This window comes from Haloplanus salinarum (genome assembly GCF_024498175.1).
Taxonomy (GTDB): domain Archaea; phylum Halobacteriota; class Halobacteria; order Halobacteriales; family Haloferacaceae; genus Haloplanus; species Haloplanus salinarum.
Genome location: NZ_CP101823.1, coordinates 2,540,809 through 2,566,973 on the forward strand (window position 1 = coordinate 2,540,809; position 26,165 = coordinate 2,566,973).

Genomic DNA, 26,165 nt, shown 5'->3' on the forward strand with positions numbered 1-26,165 from the left:
AGGCCTAAACCGCTAACGGGCGGTGACCGCGACGAGCCCTTTATCACGCACGTCCGCGAGGCCGTAAGCATGGCCGCGAGTCGGAGCGATCGGTTCCTCGGCGTGCAGGCGGCTGTGGGATTGACGCTCCTCGCGGGCGCGCTCTCGATGGTCACCGGCATCGTCCACATGGGCTCGCCCGCCGGCCGCCCGCTCGTCCCCTTCGTCCCGCCGGTGGCGCGGACGACCGCCGGGTTCACGGGCACGCTCACCGGCTTTCTCCTCCTCGGAAGCGCGCTCGGCCTGCGCCGCGGCCTACGGGCCGCGTGGTACTCGACGCTCTGCCTGCTCGTCGTGTCGGCGGGCCAGGGGCTCGTCCAGGCGAGTGAGACGTCCATCCCGCTCGTGGTGCTGTCGGTGCTCGCCCTGCCGGCCGTCGCGCTCAACCGTCGGCGCTTCGACCGCTCGGTCGACTTCTCGGCGACACAGCTCGCCGCGCTGCTCGCGCTCGGCGGGTCACAGGTGTACATCACCACCGGCGCGTACGCGCTCCGCGAGGAGTTCGGCGGCATCGAGACGCTCGTCGACGCCGTCTACTTCGCCGTCGTCACCTCCAGCACCGTCGGCTACGGCGATATCGTCCCGCGGACGGCGGTGGCACGGCTGTTCGGCATCTCGGCGCTCGTCGTCGGCACGGCGAGTTTCGCCATCGCGCTCGGCGTCCTGCTGACCCCCGCCATCGAAGCCCGACTCGTCAAGGCACTCGGAAAGATGACACAATCAGAACTCGACTTGCTCGACGATCACGTGCTCGTCCTCGGTTACGGCGACCTGACCGAGGCGGTCATTCAGGAACTACAGGGAAACACCCCCTTCCTCGTCGTCGTCCCGGACGCCGAGAAGGCGCGGGCGCTCGGCGAGCGGGGGATCAACACGCTCACCGGCGACACCAGCGACGAGGCGACGCTCCGGCGGGCCCACATCGAGGACGCCCGCGCCGTCGTCGCGGCGACGAACGACGACGCGGCCGACGCGTTCGCCATCCTGACGGCGCGTCACCTCGTCCCCGAGATTCACGTCGTCGCCGCGGCGACCCAGCGCGAGAACGTCGACAAGCTCCGGCGTGCGGGGGCCGATACGGTCATCAGTCCCGCGAGCATCGGCGGCCACCTGCTCGTCGAGTCGGCGCTCGGCGGCCAGGACGTCGACACCGAGGCGATCGCGGGTCGCCTGCTCGACGAGATCTAGGGCCGCCCCCGGTCGACGATCGCCACGTCGCAGTCCACGTCCCGTAGCCGCTCGAAGGTCGGCGGCGAGACGAGCCGCGAGGCCCGCGAGCGGTCGCCGGAGGAGCCGATCACCAGCAGGTCGTACGCGCCGGCGTTGGCGCCGATGAAGGCGGTGACCTCGCTTCGGGCCACCCGCGTCTCCACGTCGACGTCGACGGTTTCGGCGAGGTCGGCCAGCTGCGACTCGGCGCGCCGTCGCTCCACCTCGCTGTCGATGCAGGTACAGACGCTCAGGCTCCCGCTCCGGCCGACGAGTCGGGCGGCGAAATCGAGCATGGCGTGGGCGACGTCGCCCGGGCGGGAGACGGTCACGAGCACGCGCTTCCAGCGGCGCCGCCCCGTCGTCGACCGGAAGGCGACGGCGTCGTACCGGCTCTCGAACACCCCCTGGACGTACGGCGAGAGGAGGCCCCGTCGCTCCTCGTAGGGCGTGACCACCAGGTCGCAGTTGGCGTCCGCCGCGGTGCCGACGGTCGTCTGGACGGGCGGCCCGCGGGCCACGACCACCTCGCAGGGGACGCCGAGTCGCGTCCGGACCGTCCCGGCCGTCGCCTCCAACCGCTCGGCGGTCTCGCGGGTCGCCACGGGTTCGTCGGCCGGGTCGTCGGGGGCGTCGTCGCCGTCGAGGATCCCCAGCAACACCACCTTCCCCGCGTCGTGAGCGGCGGCGAGGGTGGCGCCGAACAGCGCCGTCGTCTCGGCGGCCTCGGGGTCGCCGCGCATCGGGACGAGGACGTGGTCGTCGCCCTGTGCGGTGTCGTAGAGGTACCGGGCCCGGCGCTCGTAGAACCGGGAGCGCCAGACCGAGAAGACGACGGCGACGAGGGCGCCGACGGCGGCGACGCTCGCCACGTACGCCTCGGGGGAGGCGTCGTCGGTGACGAGGACGAGCAGCGCCGTCGAGAAGGCCGCGGGCTCCTCCACGTCGAGGAGCCACGTCGTGGCGCCGGTCAGGAAGATGGAGAGGGCGGCGCTGACGGGGGAGATGGCGGCGGTGTCGGCGAACACCTGCGCCGAGAGGGCGAGGGCCGCCCACCCACAGCACGCGCCCACGACGAGGCCGACGGTGAACTTCCAGGGCGAGGCGTAGCGGCCCTCGGGGTCGGCAAAGAGGGTGTACGTGCCCGAGGCGAGCGGCGGGAAGAGCAGAAAGGAGAGTTCGGCGACCGCGTTCGAGATGAGCGTCACGACCCCGATGATCAGGGGGACCGCGGTCAGCACCGTCAGGTGGAGGAGGTTGCCGGTGTGCTGGATCCAGCGGCCGAAGGCCGCGAGTTCGCGGCGTTCGAACCGCCGGAGGCGGCGGGCGGCGGCGACGACACGGGCGAGCACCCCCTCCAGCATCGTCAGCCGAGCGTCGCGGCGGCGTCGAGGGCCAACTCGATCATCCGCGCGACGTTGTCCCGGGCCTTCGGCGGGAGTTCGTCCTCGCTCACGTCACCGCTCCCCTTCTGTGTGCCCGCGACGAGGTTGCCGTCGACGGTACAGATCGCGCCCGCCCGGAGTCCCTTCCGGCGGGCGAGGGCGAAGAGCGCGGCCGCCTCCATCTCCACGGCGAGGAGGCCGGCGTCCTCCCAGTCGGCGACGTAGTCGTCGGTCTCGGCGTAGAAGGCGTCGTCGGTGACGACGGGGCCGACGTGGACGGCCTCGTCGTTCGACTCGGCGGCGTCGGTCAGGGCCCGCACCACCTCGAAATCCGGGACTGCGGGGTACTCGACCCGCTCGTAGCGCTTGGTCGTCCCCTCCTCCTTGGCGGCGCCGGTCGCGACCACCATGTCGCCGACTTCGATGTCGGCCTGGAGCGCCCCGGTCGTCCCCGGGCGGATGACGGTGTCGACGCCGACGGCCGCGAGTTCCTCCAGGGCGATGGCCGCCGAGGGCGATCCGACGCCGGTCGAACAGATCGTCAGCGGGACGCCCGCGTACTCGCCGTTGACGAGGCGGTACTCCCGGTTGTGGGCGAGTTCCTCGACCGCGCCACAGCGGTCGGCGATCCGCTGGACCCGGCCCGGATCGCCGGGCAGGAGCGCCACGTCGTGAACGTCGCCCTCGTCGACACGCAGGTGCGGCTGGATGGCCATACCGATGCACGCCGCGCCGTGGAGAAAATACCTCGGGGTCGTTCGATAACGGTCGGTCAACCGTTCCTTTCATACTGTTTATTGTAAGTCATTACCGGTGGTTCGCCGAGACGGTCCGGCGAACCACCGGCAACCAGTTACAATAATCCGTATCAGTCACCGGTGGTCCCTTGTGGGTCGGATCCGAGTCGGTCCGCATGGACCGGCGACGCTTCCTCGCAGCGGGCACGGCGGCCGGACTCGCCGGCTTGGCGGGGTGTCTCGACGCGGCCGGCGGCGGCGACGGCGACGATTCGGGACGGACCCTCCGGCTCCGACTCTCGCGGACGTCGACGCCGCTCCGCTCGGAGTACGTGGTCGACTTCGCGACGACCGAGCGCCCGGACGACGCGGACGCCTTCGCGGCCGCACTCGACGGCGAAGCGTACACGACCCAGTACCGGCGCCCGTTCGGCGCCCGGCCCGACGATCCGGTCTACACCCGCCACGAGGGGACCTACTACCGTCTGGGATCGGTCGTCGTCGACGAGGCGGCGGTCACCCATCCGGTGCTCCGCCTGTCGCGGGTCGCCGACGCCGACGATCCGGACGCGCCGGACGCCGTGGCCGCCACCGACCTGGCCGAGCGGGACCGGGGCGTCGTCCACGTCGCCCACATGGCCGCCCGGGCGCGGGGCAACGAGGGCGGAATGCCGGTCGGGCTGGTCGACCGCGGCGGCTACGTCTACCGCGACGCCGAGCGGGCCGAGGCGAGTCGCCTCGTCGGCACGGACGCGCCGACCCACGTCGCCTACCGCGACGCCGTCTACGCCGTCGAGGTGGACCGCGAGCGGTTCCACGAACCGGTCTACCGCGCGACGGCCGAGCCGGTGGCGGAGACGCCCGAGCACATGGAGGCGATCCTCCGGGCACGGTTCGTCACCGCACGGCTCTCGGGGAGGGACCTCCCGGACGAGGCACGGTCGATCCTGCAGGAGGCGCAGGGCGAGGGCTACGGCGAGACCCATCCGTACTCCGAGGCCTACCGGAGGGTTCTGACGGGGCTTCACGCCCGCGCCTACCTCGACGGGAACGTGGAGAAGGACGCTCACGTCGATGACCCCGGGAGCGGGGTGGTGCTGGACGACGGTGTGTACTACGACTACCGGCTGCGGTTCCTCGACGGCGGGTGAGCGGGGTCAGGCGACCGCAAACAGCAGGACGTTGTGGACGCCGGGGCCCAGTCCCACGGCGGCGACGAATCCGAGGAGGAGACGACCCTCGGTGGGCGCCTCGCGGACCGTCTCGGCGAGGAGGGCCACCACCCCGCCCGCGACGACGAGTTTCACGAGGACGAACAGCCACCCGCTCCCGAGGAGGGAGGCGGTGGGGAGCGACGCCGCGAACTCGATGACGAGCGCGGAGAGGGGGGTGCGCTCCGTGAAGCCGAGGAGGTCGATACCGACGGCGGTCGAGACGCCGTCGAGGGCGTGGCCGGCGACGGCGAGGGCGCCGAGTCGGCCCGTGACCGCCACGCCGGGCCACGTCCGCCGGATGAGCGTCCACGCGCCGGCGGCGACGACGGCGGCGCCGACGAGGATGCCGACCGCGGGACCGATCCGGAGGGTGTCGCGGGCGAGGCCGACGGCGACGACGGCGGCGACGACGGGCACGAAGAGGGCGGCGCCGACGCCGCCGACGAGCGCGGGCGTCCCCCGGGCCGTCGCGTCGGCGACGAGCCACGTCGCCCCCGCGAGGACGGCGGCGGTGAGATACACCGCGGGCGTACCCGCGAGCGGGCGGAGGGGATCGGGGAGCGTTTCGAGCGCGTAGAGGACGTGGACGGCGGCGCCGAGGACCATCCACGGCGTCGCGGCGAGGACGAGCCGTTCGGTCACCGGGGGTCGACGGCGGGCGAGGAGGCCGGCGACGACGCCGAGGCCTGCGAGCAGGGCGAGGAGGTAGGGGAGCGGCGGGAGGGAAAAGCCCTCGGGGAGCAGCGCCAGCGTCATGGAGTGGAAGGCGGGGAGTCGCCGGGAAAGCCTTACGCTCCGCCGCCGCGAGACGGGTGGTATGGACCGAGCCGAGTTCGCTGCCCGCATCGACCACACCGTCCTCGGGCCGGCGACGACGCCGGCCGACGCCCGAGGGGTCGTCGCGGCGGCGGCCGAGTACGGCACTAACGCCTGCGTCCCGCCGTGTTACGTGAGCGAGGTGCGAGGCGAGGCCGACGTGACGCTCGCGACGGTCGTCGGCTTCCCCCACGGACAGCACGCGCCGGCGATCAAACGCGAGGAGGCGGTCGCGGCCTGGGAGGCCGGCGCCGACGAACTCGACGTGGTGGTGAACGTCGGGCGCCTGAAGGCCGGCGACGACGACGCGGTGACCGCGGAGTTGGCCGAACTCGTGGCGGCGGTGCCGGTGCCGGTGAAGGTCATCGTCGAGGCGCCGCTGTTGACCGACGCGGAGAAGCGCCGGGCGGGCGAGGCGGCCGTCGCGGCCGACGCCGACTACCTGAAGACGGGGACCGGGTTTTCCGGACCGGCGACCGTCGCGGACGTGGAACTGCTGGCGGAGTACCTCCCGGTGAAGGCCAGCGGCGGAATCGACACGACCGAGCGGGCGCGGGCGATGCTCGATGCGGGGGCGAAACGGATCGGCGCGTCCGCGGGCGTCGCCCTCGTCGAAGGGTTCGAGTGAGGCTGCCGGTCACCCCCGTCTCGGGCCGCCGGTATCGGGCGGGACCGTCGCGCTTTTCTCCGCGCGGGCGCAAGCCCGGATAACGAATGGCCCGCTATCACATCGAGACGTACGGGTGTACGGCCAACCGGGGCGAGAGCCGATCGATCGAGCGACGGCTCCGGGACGGCGGGCACCATCCCGCCGACGGCCCGGCCGACGCCGACGTGGCCATCCTCAACACCTGTACGGTCGTCGAGAAGACGGAGCGAAACATGCTCCGGCGGGCCGAAGAACTCGAAGCCGAGACGGGCGACCTCGTGGTCACCGGCTGTATGGCGCTGGCACAGGGCGAGGAGTTCGCCGAGGCTGGCGTCGACGCCCAGGTCGTCCACTGGGACGAGGTGCCCGAGGCGGCGATGAACGGCGAGTGTCCCACCACCACGCCGGACGCCGAACCGATCCTCGACGGCGTGATCGGCATCCTCCCCATCGCCCGCGGCTGCATGAGCGACTGCTCGTACTGCATCACCAAACGGGCGACGGGACGCCTCGACTCCCCGTCGGTCGAGGAGAACGTCGAGAAGGCGCGGGCGCTGGTCCACGCGGGCGCGACGGAACTCCGCATCACCGGCCAGGACACCGGCGTCTACGGCTGGGACCGCAACCAAGGTGAGAGCCTCCTGCCCGAACTCCTCGACCGGATCTGTGACATCGAGGGCGACTTCCGGGTTCGGGTCGGGATGGCCAACCCGAAGGGCGTCCACGGCGTCCGCGAGGAACTGGCCGACGTCTTCGCCGACAACGAGAAGCTCTACAACTTCCTGCACGCGCCCGTCCAGTCGGGGTCGGACGACGTGCTCGCGGACATGCGCCGCCAACACCGGGTCGAGGAGTTCCTCGAAGTGGTCGACACCTTCGACGACCGCCTCGACCGCTGGACGCTCTCGACGGACTTCATCGTCGGCTTCCCCACCGAGACGGAGACCGACCACGAGCGGAGCATGGAGCTCCTGGCACGGATCCGCCCGGAGAAGATCAACGTCACCCGCTTCTCGAAGCGGCCGGGGACCGACGCCGCCGAGATGAAGGGTCTGGGCGGGACGATCAAGAAGGAGCGTTCGAAGGCGATGTCGGAGCTGAAACGCGAGGTGGTCGGCGAGATCCACGCGTCGATGGTCGGCGAGCGCCACGAGGTGCTCGCGGTCCGGCCGGGCACCGGCGACTCGGTGAAGTGCCGCGACGGCGCCTACCGACAGGTGATCGTCCGGAACGCCGACGAGTACGGGATCGAACCCGGCGACCGGGTCGAGGTGGAGATCACCGCTCACGAGACGATGTACGTCTTCGGTCGACCGACATGAAGTGGCTCCGGAGCGGCCTCCGTCGGGACATCTGTGTGATCGTCGCGAGAGAGGGGTCGCCGACGGCACAGGAGTGCAAGGCGGCCCTGGAGTCGCGCTACGGCGAACGGGTCGAACCCTCGACCTTCTACGGCGCGCTGGAGACGCTGACCGACACGGGCCACCTCGAAAAGACGGTCGACGACATTCACGACCGCTACGAACTCACCGAGGCGGGCGAACGGTCGCTCCGCGACCACTACGACTGGGTGACGGAGACGCTCCCGTACTAGGGAGGAGTCGTCGACGCCGACGAGCGCTCGGAGGCGTCTTTCCACTCGCCGAGGCCGGCGGGGTCGAGGTGGACGTGCACGTCGGAGACGGGTTCGATCTCGCGGACCCGGTCCCGGAGCTCCGTCTCGATGTCGTGGGCGGCGGCGAGGGAGTGGTCGCCGTCGATCTCGGCGTGGAACTCGACTTCGATCACGTGCCCGGAGTAGTAGGCGACGAAGTCGTGGACGCCACGCACCTCGGGGTGTGAACGGATCGCCTCCTCGATCCGCTCGCGGTCCTCGGCCGGGGGCGCGCCGTCCGAGAGATAGCGGATGTTCTCCCGCGAGATATCGACCCCCTGATAGATGACGAGGAGGCTCACGAGACCGCCGGCCAGCGGGTCGAAGATGGGGTAGCCGAGCGCCATGCCGGCGACGCCGGCGAAGGCGGCGAGCGTGGTGTAGATGTCGTTCTTGCTGTCGGCCGCGAGCGCCCGCAGGCTCGGCGACTCGACGTCCCGGTTCACTAGGCAGGTGTACCAGTAGCAGGCGTAGCGGTCGACGAGGGCGAAGAGGAGGCCGACCACCAGGATGGTGCTGTACTCGGCGCTGGGGCCGGTGAGGAGGGCGTTCCCGGAGTCGTAGAGGAGTTTCAGTCCGAGGAGGACGAGCACGCCACCGACGAAGAGGGCAGAGAGGGGTTCGAACCGTTCGTGACCGTGCGGATGGGAGGCGTCGGGGTCGTCGTAGACGAATCGGCCCCAGACGAGGACGACGGCGCTCGCCAGGAGGTCGGCGACCGAGTGGGCGGCGTCGGCCATGAGCGCGAGGCTCCCCGAGAGGACGCCGAGAACCCCCTCGACGACGATCTTGAGGACGTTCGAGACGACGTTGACCCACGACGCCTTCAGGAACGCGGCGCGGTCCCCTGGCATGTGACTCCACCGAGGATCCAGACCCACATAAGCGGTGTCATTAGTGACGTAGAAGCGAGTTTTCGACTCGGTCTAATCCACGAGTTCGAGCGAGACCGCCCGCTCGTCACCGGGGACGGTGGCGTCGGGCTGCGCGGCGAAGGCCGCGTGGAGGCGGTCGTAGGTATCGGCTACCGCCTCGACGATAACCTTCGTGTCCGCGACGACGGGCATGAAGTTGGTGTCACCGTCCCACCGCGGAACGACGTGTGTGTGAACGTGGTCGTCGATGGAGCCGCCGGCCGGGCCGCCGCCGAGGTTGAGGCCCATGTTGAACGCGTCGGGGTCGAAAGCCGCCTCCATGGCGTCGACGGTGCGCTGTTTGAGGCGGGCGTGATCCAGCAGTTCGTCCGCATCGAGCGCGCGGTAGTCCCCGTCGTGTCGGTCCGGGACCACCATGGCGTGGCCCGGGTTGTACGGGTAGTTGTTCAGGACGACGAAGGCGTGGTCGCTCCGGGCGACGATCAGGTTCTCCCGGTGGTCGTCGCGCTCGGGGAGGACACAGAACGGACAGCCGTCGACGGCGTCGGCGTCGGCGTCGTCGCGGGTCACCCACTCGATGCGCCACGGCGCGAACAGTTGCTCCATGTGGTCGCGGGGGTCGTCCAGCCGTATATACCGCCCGCCACGCGACGGGATGCCGGGACGCCGCGGGACGGTGCCCCCGTGTGACGCCCGTCCGACAGCGATTGATTCTCACGGGTGAAAATCCGGCTGAGGCCGGATTAACCTGGTTTAATCCGGGTTAACCGAGTGCGGGGCTTATGCGAACGGCACCGAAAGGGGGTATCGATGAAGGCGAAACGACCGGACCCAGACACTAACCACGAACTGTGTCCTGACTGCGGCCGAGAGACCAGACACACGGTCAGGGTGGAGATACGAACGGAGAACCCAGCCTCGGCGAACGCCGCGTTCTCACGGGAACCGTATCGGGTCGCGGTCTGTGCGGTCTGCGAGGCGGAATCGATCCAGCGGATGAACGACGCCTAGGCGGTCGTTACTTCGCACCCGTCCTCGGTGACGACGAGGGTGTGTTCGGCCTGACTGACGAGACGCCCCGCTTCCTCCTTCAACACGGGATAGCCGTGGACGACGTCCTGCTGTTTGAGTCGGCGGAGCGCCATCTCCGTGCGGGGGGCGTCGAACCACCGGGCGGCAAAGGGGAGGGTGCGGTACTCCTCGGTGATCGTCTCGAGGATCTGCCGGGCCTGTCGGTTGCGGACCGACCGCTCCCGTTCCAAGCCGTAGATCTCCTCCTTGTTCCCCTCGCGCACCTTGCCGCGGCCGTCGGTGGCGAACGGTTCGATGGCGATCACGTCGCCGACAGCGAGTTCGGCCCCGTGGTCGACGCCGCGGTTGGGAACGCTCGGCCCCGTGTGGGCGTCCCACTGCTCGACGCCGTGGCCGGAGAGGTTGAGGACGGGCGTGTAGCCGTACCCCCGGATCACCTCCTCGATCTCGGCGCCGATCGTCCCCGTGTCCACGCCCGGGGCGACGGCGTCGACGGCGACGTCGAGCGCCTCCTCGGCGGCCTCCACGAGTTCGGGGTTGCCCGAGAGGTCGACCGTCGTCGCGGCGTCGGCGATGTAGCCGTCGACGTGGACGCCTACGTCGAGACAGACCATCTCCTCGCCGAACTCCGCGTCGTCGTCGCGGCCGGGCGTCGAGTGGCTGGCCTCCTCGTCGACGCTGATGTTGACGGGGAACGCGGGGCCGTCGGCCAACTCGTCGATCCGGTCCTCGGCGTGTTCCGCGACTTCGAGGTGGGTGACGCCCGGTTCGATCATCTCGGCCGCCTCGTCGAGGACGGTACGCAACGCCTCGCCGGCTCGGCGATACTTCTCGACGGTCTCCTCGTCGAGGGATCCAACGCTCATGGCCGCTATTGACCCGAGTCGGGGAAAGAGGTTGCGGCATCGGCGGCCGCGGCGCCGTCACGCTTCGGCGACCCGCACCTGCATCGACGCGCTGTTGAACGCGCTCCCGACGCCGACGTCGTCACGGACGATCAGCCCCGCCGTCGACCCCGTCGCGTCCTCGAACGCCTCGATGTGGCGCCGTCCGCTCGGCGGCGGCGCCGACGGTGCGGTCGCTGGTCATACAGCCGGCGTCGACGCGGCTCCCGTCCGCGGCGTCGGCGAGGAGCGCCGCGCGGGGTCGTCGGGGGGACGCCCGCGCCGCCGTGGATGACGCGCATGGTCGATGGATGGCAGGGAGACGGATTTTACCCTCGCCTGGCCGACCGGGGGGTTCCGGAATAACGGCAGTTCTTTCACGCTGGTCGGTGAACTGCGCGACGATATGAGCTACGACAACGTCGAGGTTCCCGACGACGGAAACGCGATCACCGTCGACGAGGACACCGGCGAACTCGCCGTACCGTCGAACCCGATCATCCCGATCATCTACGGGGACGGCATCGGCACCGACGTCGCCCCGGCCGCCCAGCAGGTACTCGACGCCGCCGCCGAGGCGACGGGACGCTCAATCGAGTGGATGCGCCTCTACGCCGGCGAGTCCGCGCGCGAGCGCTACGACGAGAACCTGCCCGACGAGACGGTCGAGGCCATCCGCGAACACCGCGTCGCGATCAAGGGGCCGCTGACGACGCCCGTCGGTTCCGGCTTCCGCTCGCTGAACGTCGCCCTCCGGAAGCGACTCGACCTGTACGCGAACGTCCGCCCGACCTACCACCTCGAGGGCGTCCCCTCGCCGGTGAAAAACCCCGAGAAGATGGACATGGTCAACTTCCGGGAGAACACCGAGGACGTGTACGCCGGCATCGAGTGGGAGGCCGGCACCGACGAGGTCGAGCAGGTCCGGGAGTTCGTCGAGGAGGAGATGGGCGAGACGGGCGTCATCCACGACGGCCCGGTCGGCATCGGGATCAAACCCATCTCGGAGTTCGGGAGCAAGCGTCTGATCCGGGAGGCCATCGACTACGCCATCGAGAACGACCGCGACTCGGTGACGCTGGTCCACAAGGGCAACATCATGAAGTTCACCGAGGCGGCCTTCCGCGACTGGGGTTACGAACTCGCCGCGGAGGAGTACGGCGACGAGGTCATCACCGAGGACACCCTCTGGGAGGAGTACGACGGCGAGGCCCCCGAGGGGGTAGTCGTCGTCAAGGACCGCATCGCGGACAACATGCTCCAGCAGCTCCTGACGCGGACCGAGCAGTACGACGTGCTGGCGATGCCGAACCTGAACGGCGACTACCTCTCGGACGCCGCGGGGGCCCAGATCGGTGGCCTCGGCATCGCGCCGGGCGCGAACCTCGGCGACGGCCGCGTGCTCGCCGAGCCCGTCCACGGCTCCGCGCCGAAGTACGCCGGCGAGGACAAGGTCAACCCCACGGCGATGATCCTCTCGGGTCGGATCATGCTCGAACAGCTCGGCTGGGACGACGCCGCCGACCTGATCCGTGACGCCGTCGAGACGACCATCTCCGCCGGCGAAGTCACCTACGACCTCCACCGGCAGATCGAGGGCGGCACGAAACTCGCCACCAGCGAGTACGCCGACGCCGTCTGTGCGCGCATCGAGGAACTCTCCTAACCGGCCCGGTCGCGCCGCCCCGTCGCGGGCGATTCCTGCACGCATTTATACTCGGAGGGGGTGCTATCCGTATGAGCGAGCCACACGTGCTGTTGCTCGGGGCACCGGGTGCGGGCAAGGGAACGCAGAGCAAGCGCCTCGCCGAGGCGTTCGACATCGAACACGTCACCACGGGCGATGCCCTCCGGACGAACAAGGACATGGACATCGGCCACATGGACACCGAGTACGACACGCCGCGGGCCTACATGGAGGCGGGCGAACTCGTCCCCGACGCGGTGGTCAACGAGATCGTCAAGACGGCACTGGAGGAGGCGGACGGCTACGTCCTCGACGGCTACCCGCGCAACCTCGATCAGGCCGAGTACCTCTCCGAGATCACCGACCTCGACGTCGTCGTCTTCCTCGACGTGAACGAGTCGGAACTCGTCGACCGGCTCACCGGACGGCGGGTCTGTGACGAGTGTGGCGCAAACTACCACGTCGAGTTCAGCCCGCCGGCGACCGAGGGCGTCTGCGACGACTGCGGCGGCGACCTGATCCAGCGGGACGACGACACCGAGGAGACCGTCCGCGAACGCCTCCAAGTGTACGAGGACAACACCGCGCCGGTCGTCGAACATTACCGCGAGGCGGGCATCCTGGTCGAAGTCGACGGCGAGGGGACGCCCGACGAGGTCTTCGAGTCGATCAGCGACGAGGTCGACGCCGCGATCTGACGGGAAGCCTATATCTCGCTGGCGATCGGAGGCGCTCGTGTGAACGCGACCACGCACCGACGGCTGTGTGGCGTCCTCGGCCTCGGCCTGCTGACGGTGGTCGGTGGCGGGCTCGCCCTCGTCGGCGCGGCCCCGTTCGGCACGCCGACGCTCGCCGTCCAGGTCGTCCTCGTCGGCGCCGCGGGGGCGCTCGACGTCGTCGCCGCGTTCGGGAACCCGGTGACCGCCCGGATCGACTGGTTCCGGCTGAGCGGGGCGGCGAACGTCGCGCTCGGACTGGCGCTTCCGGTCGGGATCCTCGGCTGGGAGGGCGGCGCCGGCGGCACCCTGCTGCTCGCCGTCACGGCGGTCGGCGGGCTCTCGCTCGCCGCCGTCGGCGTCGACATGTGGTGTTGTGCCGGCAAACACGTCTACGAGCGGCCGCTGGACGCCGACACGGATCCCGCCACGGGTTCCGGCGACCGGTGACGGGGGGTGCCGCCGGCGACGGAGTAAAAGGTTCATAACCGGTGGGGGGTTACTCGGTGGCAATGGCACGGATCGAGCAGAAGGTGCGGGACCTCGTCTCCGACGACGCGGGGATGGAGTCGGTCGTCCGGACGGTCCTCGACCGTGCGGACGACGGCGAGGTCAAGTGGGTCGACGTCCGCGACGACGTATCGAGCGGACAGTGGGGCCGCCTGATCGAGAAGGGGGTGCTGGTCGACGGCGAGTCCGGGTTCAGACTGGCCGATCCCGAGGCGACCCGCGAGGCACTCGAGAACGGATCGACGACCGCGACGGCCTCGACGGACGACGAGGACGACTCGTCGTGGTCGACGTGGGACAAGGGAGCGGCGGTGCTCAGTGTGGGGCTCATGGCCGGCTACTCGTGGTCGCCGCTACGCAACATCATCGGCAACGCCATGGACGTCGCCCTCGGACCGCTGAACACGGCGCTTCCCTTCTACGCCGTCGTCATGATCCTCGCGGTGGTGACGGGACTGTACTCGACGCTCCTGCAGGCGAACCTGATGGACTCCGAGAAGATGGGCGAGTACCAGGAGAAGATGCAGGAGATCCAGGAGCGACGCAAGGCGGCCAAGGAACGGGGCGACGACGAGGCCCTCGACCGCATCCAGGACGAGCAGATGGAGGCCATGGGCGATCAGATGGGCATGTTCAAAGAGCAGTTCCGTCCCATGGTGTGGATCATGTTTCTCACCATCCCCGTCTTCCTCTGGATGTACTGGAAGGTGGGGATCGGTGACCCCTCCAGCGGGCAGTTCGGGACGATCGTCCTCCCTTTCCGGGGGACCGTCGCGTGGAAGGAACAGATCCTCGGGCCGATCCAGGTGTGGATCGTCTGGTATTTCGTCTGCTCGATGGGCTTCACCCAGATCATCCGCAAGGGCCTGAACATCGACATCAGCCCGACCGGCACCTGATACCGTCCCCGTGTCGGATCCACCGATCGGACAGGACGCCCGCAAAACGAAGTGAACATACTCTTTTAGACGGCCGCCATCAGTAGCGATATGTTACTCACCGTGTCCGGACCGGCGGGCAGTGGGAAGAGCACTACCGCCGCCGGGCTCGCGGAGGCGCTGGATCTGGAGCACGTCAGCGGTGGCGACATCTTCCGCGACCTGGCGGCCGAACGGGGGTACTCGCCGGTCGAGTTCAACGAGCTCGCCGAGGAGGACGAACGGATCGACCGCGACCTCGACCGCCGCCTGTACGAGATCGCCCGGGATCGGGACGACCTCGTCCTCGAATCCAGGCTCGCGGGGTGGCTCGCCGGCGACCACGCCGACTTCCGCCTCTGGCTGGACGCCCCGATCGACGTCCGGGGCGCCCGCATCGCCGACCGCGAGGGGAAGTCAGTCCAGCGCGCCCGCGAGGAGACGGAACGACGCGAGCGAAGCGAGCACAAGCGCTACGCCGACTACTACGGCATCGATATCGACGACCTCTCGATCTACGATTTCGTCGTGAACACCGCACGGTGGACCGCCGAGGACGTACACGCGATCCTCACGAGCGCGATCGAACGTTACGACCCGGCGGCCGACGAGGGACGCTACCCAGTCGCCGTTGTCGACGATTTCCAGCCGTGAGCCTCCGCGATCCACCCGGCGACCGGTCGCTCGACGACCGCCTCGCGTTCGGCGTCGTCAACCTCGACAAGCCACCCGGCCCCTCCGCACACCAGGTGGCCGGGTGGGTGCGCGACATGGCGGGCGTCGACCGGGCCGCCCACGCGGGCACGCTCGACCCGAAGGTGACCGGCTGTCTGCCGACGATGCTCGGCGACGCCACCCGCCTCGCGCCCGTCTTCCTCGAAGGGCGCAAGGAGTACGTCGCAGTCCTCGAACTCCACGGCTCGCCGCCGGCCGACCTCGAAGATATCCTCGCCGAGTTCGAGGGCGACATCTACCAGAAACCGCCGCGCAAGAGCGCCGTCTCCCGCCGGCTCCGTACCCGCCGCGTCCACGCCCTCGACCTCCTCGAAACCCGGGACCGACAGGCCCTCGTCCGCATCGAGTGTGCGAGCGGGACCTACGTCCGGAAGCTCTGTCACGACCTCGGCCTCGCGCTCGGCACCGGTGCCCACATGGGCGACCTCCGGCGGACGGCCACCGATCCCTTCGACGACCGCGACCTCGTGACGCTCCACGACCTCGCCGACGCCCTCGCCTTCGCCGAGGCGGGCGACGAGACACCGCTGCGGGAGGTCGTCGCCCCCGCGGAGCGCGTCCTCGACGACCTGCCCGCCGTGACGATCGCCCCCAGCGCCGCCGAACAGGTGGCGACCGGCGCCCCCGTCTACGCCCCCGGCGTCCTCGACGCCGACGACGCGCCGCGGGACGCCCTCGTCGCCTGTGTCACCCCCGACGGGTCGGCAGTCTGTCTCGGCCGACTCGTCGGCGACCCCGGGGCCGAGTCGGGCGTCGTCGTCGACCTCGAACGGGTGCTGGTGTGAGGCTGAAACGACACGCTTAACCCGGACACCACCGTGCCTCGAAACGCGGGACCGTGGGGTAGTGGTATCCTCTGCGCATGGGGTGCGTTGGACCCGTGTTCGAATCACGGCGGTCCCACTCGGTTTTACAGGCGAACCACCTCTATAACAACAGCTAATACTTGGTACTGCGTGAACAGCGTTGACTGGTAGCGCGGTACCCGTTCGTGTGAACGGGCGATTAGTTGCCCCCTCTATTCCAGAGTGATTTCACGGTGGTCACTGCCAAATCGGTGACGGGGGTCTTCCCTCGTACCCGTTCCCGAGAATCACATAGATTCGCCTTTCACAGGCTAATACCTAACTTGTCGGCGGATATGCCTCAAATAATCGAAATTGAACTCGAAATCACCCTCTTCAGGGGAGAACACACGATGGAGTTCTCAGATGTCGTGGATGAGGGTGAGCCCACGGTACTCGTTGGTGAGGGCGATTCGGACTGGAAAATGGAGATTACTCCAGAAGAGGTGACTCAGGCCGCGGATATCGAGGCCGGTGACAAGTGCCCTGTCTGTGGCGATTTGACTGATGAGATCGTACCCGCGAAGAGAATTGGAGAGACGATTGATGTGGATCGTGTCTGCGTCGCGGATTCCGAAATTGAGGGCAGTGACTGCATTGTATACTTCCATCAGAAATAGCGAGAGATCCATGACGATAGCAATCGATGAGTGTGACCGAGAACACAATCGAAGTCAGACATCAGGATTAGATATTTACCTCCGGTTGTTGCCACATTAGGCAGAATGGACTTTGAGGATGCGGAACTGGAAATGGGGCCTAATCAAGTCAACCACAAGCGGTACTTCATTTGTACGTACGAGTTACCAGAGGACAGTAACAGAATCTACCACGAAGATCCGACCTGCTCGTTAATTCACAGCGGAAGCGATGTACCCTTTGAAGCACTTGCGACCGTGTTTGTCCCCGAGGCAGCGAATAGGAGTGGTCTCACTTTCTGCAGTCGGTGTGCTCAGGTAACGCAAGAAGAAACCGAGGAGTAGCTCAGTCTCAACGACCGGCCGTTTGTTTTGACCGAGAAGCACGGAAAGTCAGACACGATCGCCCTCGACGCCGGCCCGATCACGGTCGAAAGTACTAGATGCTCACGGTTCTTTGACTGATTTGTGAGGTGATCGGACGCGATGAAGATGGGGGATCACGACGACCACGACGGTAGGAAGGTATGGCTACGCCTCGAGGAGGTCGACGCCCTGCTCGACGAGGTGGACGGAACGACACAGACGGTGGCGCTCGGGCTACTCGCTCGATGCGGACTCCGCGTCGCCGAGGCGGCCGACGTGACGCCCGCCGACGTCGTCGACACGCCCGTCGGCCCGTTCGTCCGCGTGCAGGACGGGAAGGGATCGAAGTACCGAGAGACGCCCGTGCCGACCGATCTCGCGGCGTCCATGCGGGCGCTCGCCGACGTGCGCGACGAGGCTGCCGACACGCCGCTCGTGGACCGCTCGCCGCGGACGATCCGGCGGTGGGTCACCACAGCCGGCGAACGGCTCTACGCCGACACAGGCGACGACGGATGGACCTTCCTCGGTCCCCACGATCTCCGGCGCACTTGGGGTACCCTGCTCGTCGAGCGCGAAGTCGAGCCCGGGCTCGTGATGGAGTGGGGCGGCTGGGAGGACTGGGACACGTTTCGCGAGCACTACCTCGGCGCGTACAGTCTCGACGCGCAACAGCGCGGTATCGAGAAAGTCGACTGGCTCTAACTACAGCCACTCCGTCCCGACATATTCGAGACCGTCGACCTCCTCTTGCGCGTACACCTGCGACACTCGGTGAATCACGTCCGCCACCTGCTTGGCCGACAGGGTCGCGTCGGCGAAGTAGAACGCCGCTCGGTAGTCGTCATCACCGAGTTCGAGGGCGAAATCGTCGTCGTAGGTGACGATGATCCGGTCGGACTCTTGGGAGTACCGAGCGATTGGTCGGTCGTCAGTCCCCTTTCCAAGTTCGGTCGCGAAGTCGATGTGTTCGACGTCGTGGCCGTAGTTTTCGAGACGGTGGAGTACCCCGTGCTCGACGTTCTCGTCGAGAATCAACCGATACGCCATCCGGTTACTCCTCGGGCGGTGTCAGCGTCGACCGGCGCTTGGCTTCTTCCACGGCCCGCTCGTGGCGCTCCTCGACTTCTTTCATCTCCTCGGGGTTGTTGTGGAAGTAGGCCAGCGCCTCGTACACGTCCGCGACGTCGAGGCCGTGACGGTCCGCAACCGTCTCCGGGCGAAGCCCTCGCTCCTCGACGCGTTCATGGACGTACCGGACGGTGATCCGACTCCCCTCGATGTGGGGCTCTCCGTGGACCGTCGACTCCTCGCTCGACACGATCCGGTATGTCTGCGTCGCCATTCTGCTCCCACCTACGACGTCGATACTGAAATAGATTCGCCGGTCATCCGAGGTCGTGTCAAGTTAAGCGTGAAGAGTGAGGCGTGCTGATTTCTGAGTGTCTATGCCCGAAATCACACGCCTCAGCGACTGTAGCGACTGGATCGAATTAGATTTTGTGGAGCGTCAGCGGACACCCGAGTTCGCGATGCGGCTCGGTATTCAGATGCACGTGGCTGGACTATCACTTTCGAATACCATCTCGATTCTTGAAAGGTTGGGTGTCGAACGCTCTCGAACGGCCGTCCACAACTGGGTGCAGAAGGCCGATCTACAGCCCGAAGGCGGTGCGAGCCCGAATCACGTTACGCTTGACGAAACCGTGATTCGAATCAACGATCAGCAATACTGGCTGTACGCCGCCATCGATCCTGAAACAAACACATTCCTTCACATACGGCTTTTTAGCACGTATACGACTGGTTTAACCGAAATCTTCCTGAGCGAATTACGCCAGAAACACGACGTCGAAACCGCCGTGTTTCTCGTCGACGATGCTCAATGGCTCCAAACTGCTCTTGATCGACACGACCTCGATTGCAGATACGAACGCCATGGCAATCGGAATGTCGTCGAGCGTCTATTTCGTGAGATAAAACGACGAACCTCTTCGTTTTCAAATACGTTCAACCACGTGGAGCCGACGACAGCAGAATCGTGGCTCCAAGCCCTCGCTGTCTGGTGGAATCGATGCCAAAGTTAACGCGACCAGGACGACCGCGTCACCCGAAATAAATAATCCAAGTGTGAGTACGATGCCAGCCATTAGGGCCCATATCCCCTTCGGAATCGACTCATATGATTTATTATAGTATTCTTCAATTTCTTCAAGTGCCTCTTCATTTTTAGATATAATATTCGAATATTCCGAGATAACGAAATCACGGCGGTCCCACTCTCCTTCCGACGCGACCGATTCCGAACCATCATCGACTATCTCGGCGGCATCGACTGCGTCGTCGACTGCGTCGTCGAGTACCTCGACGGCCGGGAAGCCTTCTTCACCTCGACGTTCTGTGTGTACGAGATCATCGCCGGCAAACTCGGATCGGGATCGACCGACGTGCAGAGCGTCCGCCGGGACTTCGGTGGCGTGCAGACCCTCGACCTCACCGAGGGAGTCGCGCTCGAAGCGGCGCGGCTGCAGAATCGGACGATGAGCGACGGCGAGAACCGATCGTCGGGAGGGACGAGTCCCGTCGGTATCGACCGGTACGGGGAGTCGCGTTTCGTGCGACCACTTCTCGGCGTCTCGATCGACCTCGGATACGGCGTGAGACGGGCGGGCGCGAAGCACCGCCCACCTACGCTCCACCCACGCGACGCGCTAGGGACCGGAGGAGCGCCGCCACACCCAGAAACAGCACGCCCACGAGTCGCACGCGCCGCGTCGCGTTCGGGCGGGGATCGAAGTCGACGGCGAGGAGGCGGTCGTACCCCCAGCGGGCCGTCGCCAGGAGTCGGCCGGCGAGGAGCAGGTGGGTGAGGCCGGCGAGCAGTCCGAGGGCCGAGAGCAACCGGAGGCGGGTGCGAAGCGAGACCATCGACCGTACGTGGGTCGGGAGGCGTATCACGGTTCGGGGTGGTGGCCCCGCGGTGGACACGCTTTTGCGCGGCGCGGCCCGAGAGTCGGTATGCTCGGCCTGCGGTACGTCGCCTGCGAGGCGTGTGACACCGTCAGCGCGACACCGACGGTGCCACACGCCTGTCCGCGGTGCGGGGCGGCGGACCCCACGGACATCACGGATCGGCTTTTGCGGCCCGCGTACTTCGTCGACGACTGAGCGTGGTTACGGCCGGGCCGTCTCCTCGTCGGCGACGACGACGGCCCAGTGGCCGTCGACGGGGGCGTCGAACATGTGCTCGGGGACGAGGGGGGCGGGGACTGGGCGGAAGCCGCCGTCACGCATCGCCCCGATGCCGGGGTAGCGCTGGACGGGACGCCCGGCGAAGTCGACGACGCGGATCTGTTTGTCGCGGTCCCGCGCGTAGGCGTAGGGAAAGCGCTCGCGGGCGGGACAGTCGAGGGCGCCGACGCCGTCGAGACGGACCAGCACGTCGTCGTCGGCGAGCAGTTCGAGCCACGGACCGCCGGCGTCGGTCGTCGGCTCGTCGGGGAGCGCGGGGCGGTCGGCGTCGACCCGGATCCCGCTCATCGCCCGGGCGGTGGTCGACTCCCGCCACCGGAGGTCGGTCCCGGTGGGCACGGCGGCGTATCCGCCCTCGGCGAGGGGCACCCGATCCGGGCCGGTGTGGAACGTTCGGCCGCAGTCGTCGACGGTTCGGACGCCGGCAGGGGCGGCGAGGAGCGCCTCGACGCGCTCGGCCGTCCCGCGGTCGGGGACGACGAACAGCGCCGCCCGCCCGTGTCGACGGTCGTTCCAGAGACGCGACAGCACGAGCGTCGGCGAGGGGTCCCGGATGGGCTCGACTGCCACCGGCCGCCCGTCGGTCGCGAGGTCGGCGACCGGGCCGGCGGAGTCCGGGGTCCCGTCGGTGCCCGGCCGTGCGATGGCGGGTGGCTTCCCGCTGTCCGCCGGACGGGTGACTGACAGGGCGGCCCGTCGACAGCGATCGATCCCGGCCGTCACCAACTGGTCGGTCATCGCCCGCGGTACGGGAGGGAGGGGCAAGTGTCTGTCCCACGGCGGGGGGCGTCGGCGTCGGGGTCAGTCCGGCAGTGGCTCCGTTCCGGGCTCGTCTCGCGGGTGGGCTCGCCGCGCGGTGACGGCGAAGACGGCCGTCGCGACGGCGAGAAAGCCCGCGGCGAGGACGAACCCGGCTTCGGTGGAGACAAAGTCCATGGTCGACCCGATCAGGACGGGACCGACGACCTGGCCGGTCTTCCAGGAGAGCGAGCGGAGGGACATGGCGCTGGCGACGGAGTCGAACCGGTCGCCCTCGTCGACGAACAGCGACATGCTCGCGGGCAGGCGGACGGAGTCCCCGAGGCCGAGCACGGAGAAGGCGGCAAAGAGCGTGAAGAAGGCACCGCCGAGGCGCTGTGTGTCCCCGAGAAGCGAGACGGCGACGGGGTCGATCCGCCCCTCGAAGTGGGCCGCGAGCGGGATGATCGCGGTCCCGAGCGCGTACAGGAAGGCACCGACGACGACGAAGTGGTGTTCGCGGCCGACGCGGTCGGTGAGGTTTCCCACCACCCCCTGTGTGAGCGCCTTGGTGAGCTTGCCGCCGGCCATGATCCAGCCGATGGCAAAGGCCGAGAGGCCAAAGCCCGTGCGGGCGTAGATGGGCAGGAAGACGATGACCGCCATCTTGCCGAAGCTGAACACGAAGCGGAACCCGACGAGCGCGCGCAACATCGGGAGCCCGAGCAGGGATCGAAAGGTGCCGATCCCGGTCGACTCGTCGGGGTCCTTTCGCCCGCCCGGATCGTCGCGGAGGAAGAGCGCGACGAGGAGGAAGGCGCCGAGCGTGATGAGCGAGAGGACGGCGTACGTCGCGGTGAAGCCGTAGGCATAGAGGAGGTAGCCGCCGAGCAGGTCGCCGGCCAGCGACGAGAGGGAGGCGAACTGGTTGTACGAACCGAGCCACCGCCCCTGCTGGGCGTCGGGGCTGATGTCGCCGACGACGGTCGTCCCGGTGATCCAGAGGATGCTGGCGCCCAACCCCTGTAGCGTGCGCACGAGGACGACGTGGACGGCGGAGTCGACCAGTGCGAACCCGACGAAGACGCCGACGTTGATCAGAAAGCCCGCCAGCAGATACCGCTTCGCGTTGCCGGTGTCGACCGCCCGCCCGAGGGGGAGCACGACGAGCAACTGGACGAGGGCGAAGGCCGTGCCGAACAGCCCCTCGACGAACCCGGAGGTGCCGAAGAGGTCGGCGTAGAGGGCGAGCGCGATCAGGATCGTCGAGTACGCCTGGCTCCGGGCGAAGGCCGTGCCGGCCAGGGCGGCGAACTCGCGGTCCCGGAGGAGACCGATCGAATCGAAGTACGTCACTCGCGTCGGTGGATCCCCGAACGCGCCGTTCATTAACGTCCCGAAAGGCGTGGCGCGTCGCCGGGACCGGCCACGCAAGACTCATCGCGCGACGCGGTGAAGCCTCATCGATGGACCGCCGCCGAGTCGCCCTCCTGTTGCTCGTCGTCGGGATGCTCTGTCTCCCGGCACCGCAGTACCTCGGCTGGGCAGCGGAGGCCACGTCCCCGCCCGAACGGACCGCACAGGTGTACGCCGCCGAACCGATCGACCTCGCGAACGAGTCCGACCGGACGCGGTTCGTCGACCGGTACGGCCACGAGGTCGCGGTCGCCGACTATCAGCTCACGACGCGGTACGGCGACGAGTACCGCGCGCCCGACGCCACGCGCCGCACGCTGGAGACGGCGATGGCGAACGGGTCGGCCACGGCGCCGGACGAGCGCGTCCGTGCGGATCTGCGAGCCATCGACGACGAGTACGCCTTCGTCCGCGACAGCGACGCCGGGACGGAGGGGTACTACCGCCTGACCGTCGAGGGGGACGGCTCGACGGTCGCGGCCGATCCCGTCCCGCTTTCCGTCGTCGCCGACGCCACGGCCGAGCGGGCGCCCCGCTACGAGACGCTCTCGGCCGCCGAGCGACGCACCGTCGACGCCGTGCTGAACGAGGGCGAGTACCGGCCGCGGGTGAACGACCCCTACGTCGACCGGCTTCCGACCGCGATCCGGAAGGATGGGACCCTCTATAGCATCCACGTCGTCGGCCACGTCGACGACTTCGGCCCCGGATTCGCCGGGTTCGTCGTCGGCCTCGGCGTCGCGGCACTGGGTGTCGTCCTGCTACTGGCCGGGGGCGGCCTGTACGCCTACGACCGCTGGCTCGGATAGCGCGGAGGGGACGTCTCCGCGCCGTCGACGCGGGAACGGGCGGCATCGTGGCGTTTATCGCCGGGGGGACGGAGGGAAGACCGTGTCCGCGCTCGTGATCGGTCTCGGGGTACTCGTCGCACCCATCGTCGCGTGGCTCGTCTACCGGGATGCCGCGCGTCACGGACGGTCGCGGGCGACGGATCCGTGGGCGGCCCTCGCCGTCGGCACCGTCAGCCTCGGTGGGTTTCTCGCCCCCGCACTCGCCGAGGGGGCGCTCGCGCGGGTGTACCTCGTCCGAGTGAAGTCGGCGCCGGTGGTCACGTCGCCGGCCGAACTGCTGATGCTCCGAATCGCCGTCGGACTGGGGGTCACGGCGGCCGCGCTCGTCGTCTACGGCGGGGTTCGGTGGGGCACTCGGCGCGACCGAGGGTGACCCATCGGGCGAACCGCAGGGATGATGAGCGTCACCCACGCGATGTGGGATATGGGTCACACGTCACTGCGGACGCTCGCGGTCGTGGCGTTCGTCCTCCTCGCGGGGTGTTCCGGCTTCGGGCCGGGCGGCGACGCGGCGTCGCCGACGACGTCGCCGGCGCCGACGCAGACGCCGGCGACCACCGAAACGCCCGGATCCACGACGTCAAGCGACGCGGAACCCGGCGAGCCGTCCTATCCCGAGGGGTGGTCCGCAGCGGGCGTCGAGAACGCGACGGTCGCCCTCGACACGCACTACCGGGCCGCCCTCACCGGGCCCTCGACGACGGTTCGGTACCGATCCCGACAGGTCGACACCGGGGACGGACCCGCCAACGAGACCACCCTCGATATGGCGTACGAGACGGAGACGGGACGGCTGTACGCGTCGATCCGGGGGAGGGACGACCACCGGGAGGTGTTCCTGCAGGACGGCACGTTCTCGCAGTGGAGCGTCCGGAACGAGACGCTCGTGGGGCAGTCGAACGCGGAGTTCTACCGGGTCGCCCAGTCGATCGATCGGCGGGTGTTGCTGTCGCAGCTCCTCCTCTACGAACTCGAACACGAGCGGACCGTCGAGCGCAACGGCACCACCGCGTTCGTCTACGACGTCACGGGCGTCCACGACAACACCGTCTCGAACACCTACGGCGCCGGGACGAACGGCTCCGGAACCGTCGTCGTCGCGGCGGACGGGCGAATCCTCGAACTCGAGACGACGGTGACCTACACGGGCGGAACCCTCCGGTATCGGTACGAACACACGCGTCTGGGCGAGACAGCCGTCGAGACGCCGGGATGGGTCCGGGAGGGCTGAGCCGCCGATGCGGCCGACGATCCGTGCCGATCGGCGGCAGAATCGTACATTTATTATCAGGAAGGTGCATACACCGGTGGCTCCCGGCGCCCGTCGAGGGGCCGGGGCCCGCCCCGTGTCCCACACGCGGCGATCACGGCGTGAGTCTCGGGGCCTCGCCCCAGTCTCCCCCTCACGCCGTCGACGGGGTCGTCGGGGAGACGCGCCGCCGATCCACGCCGAGTGGCGACGCTGTGTGGCGTTCGGGGCGGGGCGACCCGCCCCACCATGGTACGAAAGGGGCCGTCGGGGTCGGGACGATGCGTGGTCGATCCGACTCGACGGCTGGCCGATGCGACGGCCGATCGGCATACAAAGGTACCGCCCCGATTTTCGGCGTCGAGAACTGGGGGCGTCGGCCGATCAGTCGTCCTCGGGGGGCAGTCCCTCCTCGTCCACCACGGTGCCGTCGTCGTCGACGGTGACGACACCGCGGTTGTTCACCGCGTAGGGGTCGAGCCCGATCTCCTCCATGAACCCCTTGTAGAGGCGCTCGACGGTCTCGCCGTCCTTCTGTCGGTCGGAGGCGCGGTCACAGAGCGCGATCAGGTCCTCGGGGACGTCGTTCTCGTGGACGATCCAGTGGTTGATGAGATCGGAGAGCCGCCGGATGGGCGAGGTGAAGTGGCCGTAGATGTCGAAGTTGAGCGCGTGGTGGCCGCCGAAGGGGTCGTTCATGTACTTCGCGCGGGGCATCACCTTCAACACGGCGCGCTGGATCTTCGAGAGCATCCGATCGGGGGCGGTCTCCAGCGCGCCGTTGACGGCCTTGCGCGGGTCGTCCCACTTGTCGGTGGGGATGGAGACGCCGTCGAGTTCCTGGATCTCTCGGAGGGCGTCGTTCCACTGATCGGGCGTCGGTTGTGGGTGGACGCGATACATCGCCTCGACGCCGCGGTTCCACATCAAGTCGTGGGTGACGGCCTTGTTCGCCTTCAGCATGCACTCCTCGATGATGGTGTGCGCGCGGTCCCGACGCGGGTTGAGGACGAGCGAGCCGTCCTCCTTGCGCTGTTCGTGCATCCGGTCGGCGAGTTCGAAGGCGAGGACGTTCTCCTCGTGGAGCGGCGCGTCGGGGTCCTCCAGTCGCGTCTCGCACTCGCCGTAGGTGAGGCGTTCGTCGCTCCGGATGACGGACTTGTAGATGTCTATCTCCTCGAAGGAGAGCGTCTCGGGATCGAGTTCCATCTCCACGGTGTGGGCGAGGCGGTCCTCGTCGGGGACGAGCGAACAGACCGTCTCCGCGAGCGTCGGCGGGAGCATGTGGACGGTGTAGGCGGGGAGGTAGACGGTGTTGCCCCGCTGGACCGCCTCCTCCCACATCGCCGAGTCGGGGTGGACGTAGTGGGTGACGTCGGCGATGTGTACCCACAGCCGGTAGGCGTCCTCCTCCTCCCGAACGCTGATCGCGTCGTCGAAGTCCTGAGCGTCGATGGGGTCGGTCGTCCACGCGGTCAGCTCCCGGAGGTCGCGCCGCTCGTCGAGTTCGGCCTCGATCTCCGCCTGGACGCCGTCGGTTCGCTCCTCGGCCTCGCGGAGCACCTCCCGCGGGAACGCGTCCCGGATCTCGAACTCCTCGAACAACTCCTCGCGTTTCTCCTGTAACTGCCTGGCCTCGGCCGGGCTGATCTCGACGGGACCCTGGCCCTCGGCCGTCCCGGCCTCGGCCTGCGCGTCGTTCGTCATGCCCCGAGGTACACGTGACGGGTAGTTAGACGTGTCGGGCGAGG

At 68.3% G+C, this 26,165-nt stretch carries 32 protein-coding genes and 1 tRNA gene; 21 read left to right on the top strand and 12 right to left on the bottom strand.

Features of this window, described 5'->3' with window-relative positions; translation table 11 throughout:
• The first annotated feature begins 69 nt into the window (after positions 1-69).
• Positions 70-1,227: an NAD-binding protein gene (locus NO364_RS13285; RefSeq protein WP_257627768.1), complete on the top strand. Its 1,158-nt coding sequence runs from the start codon at positions 70-72 to the stop codon at positions 1,225-1,227.
• Here NO364_RS13285 and NO364_RS13290 read toward each other — a convergent pair.
• Together NO364_RS13290 and NO364_RS13295 are read right to left on the bottom strand one after the other, a co-directional pair.
• The gene (locus tag NO364_RS13290; protein ID WP_257627769.1) at positions 1,224-2,612 is read right to left on the bottom strand and encodes a universal stress protein; all 1,389 of its coding nucleotides are present in this window, start codon (positions 2,610-2,612) and stop codon (positions 1,224-1,226) included. The two genes, NO364_RS13285 and NO364_RS13290, sit on opposite strands and share 4 nt — an antisense overlap.
• A 2-nt stretch (positions 2,613-2,614) precedes the next feature.
• A complete protein-coding gene (locus tag NO364_RS13295) occupies positions 2,615-3,349 on the bottom strand; it encodes a nucleoside phosphorylase (protein WP_157690419.1) in 735 nt (244 codons plus the stop codon).
• 197 nt (positions 3,350-3,546) lie between these two features.
• On the opposite strand from NO364_RS13295, the gene NO364_RS13300 reads away from it, so the two are divergent.
• Positions 3,547-4,521, top strand: a complete 975-nt coding sequence (locus NO364_RS13300) for a hypothetical protein (RefSeq protein ID WP_157690418.1) — start codon at positions 3,547-3,549, stop codon at positions 4,519-4,521.
• A 6-nt stretch (positions 4,522-4,527) separates the two neighbouring features.
• Here NO364_RS13300 and NO364_RS13305 read toward each other — a convergent pair whose 3' ends face one another.
• On the bottom strand, positions 4,528-5,334 hold the full coding sequence (locus NO364_RS13305; RefSeq protein WP_157691246.1) for a DUF63 family protein: 807 nt from the start codon (positions 5,332-5,334) through the stop codon (positions 4,528-4,530).
• Positions 5,335-5,401: 67 nt separating this feature from the next.
• Here NO364_RS13305 and deoC point away from each other — a divergent pair, with 67 nt between their 5' ends.
• The 3 genes from deoC to NO364_RS13320 all read left to right on the top strand — a co-directional run bounded on the left by deoC (position 5,402) and on the right by NO364_RS13320 (position 7,643).
• Complete coding sequence (gene deoC / locus NO364_RS13310) at positions 5,402-6,028, top strand: deoxyribose-phosphate aldolase (protein ID WP_157690417.1); 627 nt, start codon at positions 5,402-5,404, stop codon at positions 6,026-6,028.
• Positions 6,029-6,114: 86 nt separating this feature from the next.
• A complete protein-coding gene (locus tag NO364_RS13315) occupies positions 6,115-7,371 on the top strand; it encodes a tRNA (N(6)-L-threonylcarbamoyladenosine(37)-C(2))-methylthiotransferase (protein ID WP_157690416.1) in 1,257 nt (418 codons plus the stop codon).
• Entirely contained in the window at positions 7,368-7,643 is a 276-nt protein-coding gene (locus NO364_RS13320; RefSeq protein WP_257627770.1) for a helix-turn-helix transcriptional regulator, read from the top strand. Before NO364_RS13315 ends, NO364_RS13320 begins: the two co-directional genes overlap by 4 nt.
• On the opposite strand, the gene NO364_RS13325 is transcribed toward NO364_RS13320, so the two are convergent.
• Complete coding sequence (locus NO364_RS13325; RefSeq protein WP_157690414.1) at positions 7,640-8,557, bottom strand: cation diffusion facilitator family transporter; 918 nt, start codon at positions 8,555-8,557, stop codon at positions 7,640-7,642. The genes NO364_RS13320 and NO364_RS13325 overlap by 4 nt on opposite strands.
• A 72-nt stretch (positions 8,558-8,629) precedes the next feature.
• A complete protein-coding gene (locus NO364_RS13330) occupies positions 8,630-9,184 on the bottom strand; it encodes an HIT family protein (protein WP_157690413.1) in 555 nt (184 codons plus the stop codon).
• A 204-nt stretch (positions 9,185-9,388) separates the two neighbouring features.
• Between NO364_RS13330 and NO364_RS18455 the strand changes: the two genes are divergently transcribed.
• A complete protein-coding gene (locus NO364_RS18455) occupies positions 9,389-9,589 on the top strand; it encodes a DUF7835 family putative zinc beta-ribbon protein (RefSeq protein WP_157690412.1) in 201 nt (66 codons plus the stop codon).
• On the opposite strand, the gene map is transcribed toward NO364_RS18455, so the two are convergent.
• The gene (gene map, locus NO364_RS13335; RefSeq protein WP_157690411.1) at positions 9,586-10,476 is read right to left on the bottom strand and encodes a type II methionyl aminopeptidase; all 891 of its coding nucleotides are present in this window, start codon (positions 10,474-10,476) and stop codon (positions 9,586-9,588) included. The genes NO364_RS18455 and map overlap by 4 nt on opposite strands.
• A gap of 31 nt (positions 10,477-10,507) precedes the next feature.
• Between map and NO364_RS13340 the strand changes: the two genes are divergently transcribed.
• From NO364_RS13340 to NO364_RS13385, 10 genes are all read left to right on the top strand, one after another.
• A complete protein-coding gene (locus NO364_RS13340; protein ID WP_157690410.1) occupies positions 10,508-10,789 on the top strand; it encodes a hypothetical protein in 282 nt (93 codons plus the stop codon).
• A 111-nt stretch (positions 10,790-10,900) separates the two neighbouring features.
• Positions 10,901-12,160, top strand: a complete 1,260-nt coding sequence (icd, locus tag NO364_RS13345; RefSeq protein WP_257627771.1) for an isocitrate dehydrogenase (NADP(+)) — start codon at positions 10,901-10,903, stop codon at positions 12,158-12,160.
• A gap of 71 nt (positions 12,161-12,231) precedes the next feature.
• Positions 12,232-12,879, top strand: a complete 648-nt coding sequence (locus NO364_RS13350) for an adenylate kinase (RefSeq protein WP_257627772.1) — start codon at positions 12,232-12,234, stop codon at positions 12,877-12,879.
• Between the two features lie 39 nt (positions 12,880-12,918).
• Positions 12,919-13,347, top strand: a complete 429-nt coding sequence (locus NO364_RS13355; protein WP_199243652.1) for a DUF7994 family protein — start codon at positions 12,919-12,921, stop codon at positions 13,345-13,347.
• A gap of 62 nt (positions 13,348-13,409) precedes the next feature.
• The gene (locus NO364_RS13360; RefSeq protein ID WP_257627773.1) at positions 13,410-14,306 is read left to right on the top strand and encodes a DUF106 domain-containing protein; all 897 of its coding nucleotides are present in this window, start codon (positions 13,410-13,412) and stop codon (positions 14,304-14,306) included.
• A gap of 90 nt (positions 14,307-14,396) precedes the next feature.
• A complete protein-coding gene (gene cmk / locus NO364_RS13365) occupies positions 14,397-14,978 on the top strand; it encodes a (d)CMP kinase (protein WP_157690406.1) in 582 nt (193 codons plus the stop codon).
• On the top strand, positions 14,975-15,844 hold the full coding sequence (locus NO364_RS13370) for an RNA-guided pseudouridylation complex pseudouridine synthase subunit Cbf5 (protein ID WP_157690405.1): 870 nt from the start codon (positions 14,975-14,977) through the stop codon (positions 15,842-15,844). Before cmk ends, NO364_RS13370 begins: the two co-directional genes overlap by 4 nt.
• A gap of 47 nt (positions 15,845-15,891) precedes the next feature.
• Positions 15,892-15,962 (top strand) — tRNA-Pro (locus NO364_RS13375).
• Positions 15,963-16,116: 154 nt separating this feature from the next.
• Complete coding sequence (locus tag NO364_RS13380) at positions 16,117-16,524, top strand: hypothetical protein (protein ID WP_257627774.1); 408 nt, start codon at positions 16,117-16,119, stop codon at positions 16,522-16,524.
• Between the two features lie 510 nt (positions 16,525-17,034).
• Positions 17,035-17,613: a tyrosine-type recombinase/integrase gene (locus NO364_RS13385; protein ID WP_257627775.1), complete on the top strand. Its 579-nt coding sequence runs from the start codon at positions 17,035-17,037 to the stop codon at positions 17,611-17,613.
• Here NO364_RS13385 and NO364_RS13390 read toward each other — a convergent pair whose 3' ends face one another.
• On the bottom strand, positions 17,614-17,958 hold the full coding sequence (locus tag NO364_RS13390) for a DUF5615 family PIN-like protein (protein ID WP_257627776.1): 345 nt from the start codon (positions 17,956-17,958) through the stop codon (positions 17,614-17,616). It lies immediately after the preceding gene.
• A gap of 4 nt (positions 17,959-17,962) precedes the next feature.
• A complete protein-coding gene (locus NO364_RS13395; RefSeq protein WP_157690367.1) occupies positions 17,963-18,253 on the bottom strand; it encodes a DUF433 domain-containing protein in 291 nt (96 codons plus the stop codon).
• Positions 18,254-18,356: 103 nt separating this feature from the next.
• Between NO364_RS13395 and NO364_RS13400 the strand changes: the two genes are divergently transcribed.
• Complete coding sequence (locus tag NO364_RS13400) at positions 18,357-18,995, top strand: IS6 family transposase (RefSeq protein WP_257627777.1); 639 nt, start codon at positions 18,357-18,359, stop codon at positions 18,993-18,995.
• Between the two features lie 601 nt (positions 18,996-19,596).
• On the opposite strand, the gene NO364_RS13405 is transcribed toward NO364_RS13400, so the two are convergent.
• Positions 19,597-19,836 (bottom strand): hypothetical protein, encoded by a 240-nt coding sequence (locus NO364_RS13405; protein ID WP_157690365.1) that lies wholly within the window; start codon positions 19,834-19,836, stop codon positions 19,597-19,599.
• 90 nt (positions 19,837-19,926) lie between these two features.
• Here NO364_RS13405 and NO364_RS13410 point away from each other — a divergent pair, with 90 nt between their 5' ends.
• A complete protein-coding gene (locus NO364_RS13410) occupies positions 19,927-20,076 on the top strand; it encodes a hypothetical protein (protein ID WP_157690364.1) in 150 nt (49 codons plus the stop codon).
• A 6-nt stretch (positions 20,077-20,082) separates the two neighbouring features.
• Here the strand turns inward: NO364_RS13410 and NO364_RS13415 are convergent, their stop codons facing one another.
• Both NO364_RS13415 and NO364_RS13420 read right to left on the bottom strand, forming a co-directional pair.
• Positions 20,083-20,898, bottom strand: a complete 816-nt coding sequence (locus NO364_RS13415) for a hypothetical protein (RefSeq protein WP_257627778.1) — start codon at positions 20,896-20,898, stop codon at positions 20,083-20,085.
• A gap of 63 nt (positions 20,899-20,961) precedes the next feature.
• Positions 20,962-22,287 (bottom strand): MFS transporter, encoded by a 1,326-nt coding sequence (locus NO364_RS13420; RefSeq protein WP_157690362.1) that lies wholly within the window; start codon positions 22,285-22,287, stop codon positions 20,962-20,964.
• A 77-nt stretch (positions 22,288-22,364) separates the two neighbouring features.
• Here NO364_RS13420 and NO364_RS13425 point away from each other — a divergent pair, with 77 nt between their 5' ends.
• From NO364_RS13425 to NO364_RS13435, 3 genes are all read left to right on the top strand, one after another.
• A complete protein-coding gene (locus tag NO364_RS13425) occupies positions 22,365-23,123 on the top strand; it encodes a hypothetical protein (protein WP_157690361.1) in 759 nt (252 codons plus the stop codon).
• Between the two features lie 82 nt (positions 23,124-23,205).
• Positions 23,206-23,538 carry a hypothetical protein gene (locus NO364_RS13430; protein ID WP_157690360.1) on the top strand — a complete coding sequence of 111 codons (333 nt, stop codon included), beginning with the start codon at positions 23,206-23,208 and terminating at the stop codon, positions 23,536-23,538.
• A 24-nt stretch (positions 23,539-23,562) separates the two neighbouring features.
• A complete protein-coding gene (locus NO364_RS13435; RefSeq protein WP_257627779.1) occupies positions 23,563-24,396 on the top strand; it encodes a DUF7537 family lipoprotein in 834 nt (277 codons plus the stop codon).
• A 402-nt stretch (positions 24,397-24,798) separates the two neighbouring features.
• Here the strand turns inward: NO364_RS13435 and NO364_RS13440 are convergent, their stop codons facing one another.
• Positions 24,799-26,121 (bottom strand): ribonuclease catalytic domain-containing protein, encoded by a 1,323-nt coding sequence (locus tag NO364_RS13440; protein ID WP_257627780.1) that lies wholly within the window; start codon positions 26,119-26,121, stop codon positions 24,799-24,801.
• Between the last annotated feature and the right edge of the window lie 44 nt (positions 26,122-26,165).

Bases quoted from the DNA above. Each gene is read 5' to 3' on its own strand.
- NO364_RS13285 (WP_257627768.1), top strand. From the start codon at position 70: ATGGCCGCGAGTCGGAGCGATCGGTTCCTCGGCGTGCAGGCGGCTGTG.
- NO364_RS13290 (WP_257627769.1), bottom strand. From the start codon at position 2,612: ATGCTGGAGGGGGTGCTCGCCCGTGTCGTCGCCGCCGCCCGCCGCCTC.
- NO364_RS13295 (WP_157690419.1), bottom strand. From the start codon at position 3,349: ATGGCCATCCAGCCGCACCTGCGTGTCGACGAGGGCGACGTTCACGAC.
- NO364_RS13300 (WP_157690418.1), top strand. From the start codon at position 3,547: ATGGACCGGCGACGCTTCCTCGCAGCGGGCACGGCGGCCGGACTCGCC.
- deoC (WP_157690417.1), top strand. From the start codon at position 5,402: ATGGACCGAGCCGAGTTCGCTGCCCGCATCGACCACACCGTCCTCGGG.
- NO364_RS13315 (WP_157690416.1), top strand. From the start codon at position 6,115: ATGGCCCGCTATCACATCGAGACGTACGGGTGTACGGCCAACCGGGGC.
- NO364_RS13320 (WP_257627770.1), top strand. From the start codon at position 7,368: ATGAAGTGGCTCCGGAGCGGCCTCCGTCGGGACATCTGTGTGATCGTC.
- NO364_RS13325 (WP_157690414.1), bottom strand. From the start codon at position 8,557: ATGCCAGGGGACCGCGCCGCGTTCCTGAAGGCGTCGTGGGTCAACGTC.
- NO364_RS13330 (WP_157690413.1), bottom strand. From the start codon at position 9,184: ATGGAGCAACTGTTCGCGCCGTGGCGCATCGAGTGGGTGACCCGCGAC.
- NO364_RS18455 (WP_157690412.1), top strand. From the start codon at position 9,389: ATGAAGGCGAAACGACCGGACCCAGACACTAACCACGAACTGTGTCCT.
- map (WP_157690411.1), bottom strand. From the start codon at position 10,476: ATGAGCGTTGGATCCCTCGACGAGGAGACCGTCGAGAAGTATCGCCGA.
- icd (WP_257627771.1), top strand. From the start codon at position 10,901: ATGAGCTACGACAACGTCGAGGTTCCCGACGACGGAAACGCGATCACC.
- NO364_RS13350 (WP_257627772.1), top strand. From the start codon at position 12,232: ATGAGCGAGCCACACGTGCTGTTGCTCGGGGCACCGGGTGCGGGCAAG.
- NO364_RS13360 (WP_257627773.1), top strand. From the start codon at position 13,410: ATGGCACGGATCGAGCAGAAGGTGCGGGACCTCGTCTCCGACGACGCG.
- cmk (WP_157690406.1), top strand. From the start codon at position 14,397: ATGTTACTCACCGTGTCCGGACCGGCGGGCAGTGGGAAGAGCACTACC.
- NO364_RS13385 (WP_257627775.1), top strand. From the start codon at position 17,035: ATGGGGGATCACGACGACCACGACGGTAGGAAGGTATGGCTACGCCTC.
- NO364_RS13390 (WP_257627776.1), bottom strand. From the start codon at position 17,958: ATGGCGTATCGGTTGATTCTCGACGAGAACGTCGAGCACGGGGTACTC.
- NO364_RS13395 (WP_157690367.1), bottom strand. From the start codon at position 18,253: ATGGCGACGCAGACATACCGGATCGTGTCGAGCGAGGAGTCGACGGTC.
- NO364_RS13400 (WP_257627777.1), top strand. From the start codon at position 18,357: ATGCCCGAAATCACACGCCTCAGCGACTGTAGCGACTGGATCGAATTA.
- NO364_RS13405 (WP_157690365.1), bottom strand. From the start codon at position 19,836: ATGGTCTCGCTTCGCACCCGCCTCCGGTTGCTCTCGGCCCTCGGACTG.
- NO364_RS13410 (WP_157690364.1), top strand. From the start codon at position 19,927: ATGCTCGGCCTGCGGTACGTCGCCTGCGAGGCGTGTGACACCGTCAGC.
- NO364_RS13415 (WP_257627778.1), bottom strand. From the start codon at position 20,898: ATGACCGACCAGTTGGTGACGGCCGGGATCGATCGCTGTCGACGGGCC.
- NO364_RS13420 (WP_157690362.1), bottom strand. From the start codon at position 22,287: ATGAACGGCGCGTTCGGGGATCCACCGACGCGAGTGACGTACTTCGAT.
- NO364_RS13425 (WP_157690361.1), top strand. From the start codon at position 22,365: ATGGACCGCCGCCGAGTCGCCCTCCTGTTGCTCGTCGTCGGGATGCTC.
- NO364_RS13435 (WP_257627779.1), top strand. From the start codon at position 23,563: ATGAGCGTCACCCACGCGATGTGGGATATGGGTCACACGTCACTGCGG.
- NO364_RS13440 (WP_257627780.1), bottom strand. From the start codon at position 26,121: ATGACGAACGACGCGCAGGCCGAGGCCGGGACGGCCGAGGGCCAGGGT.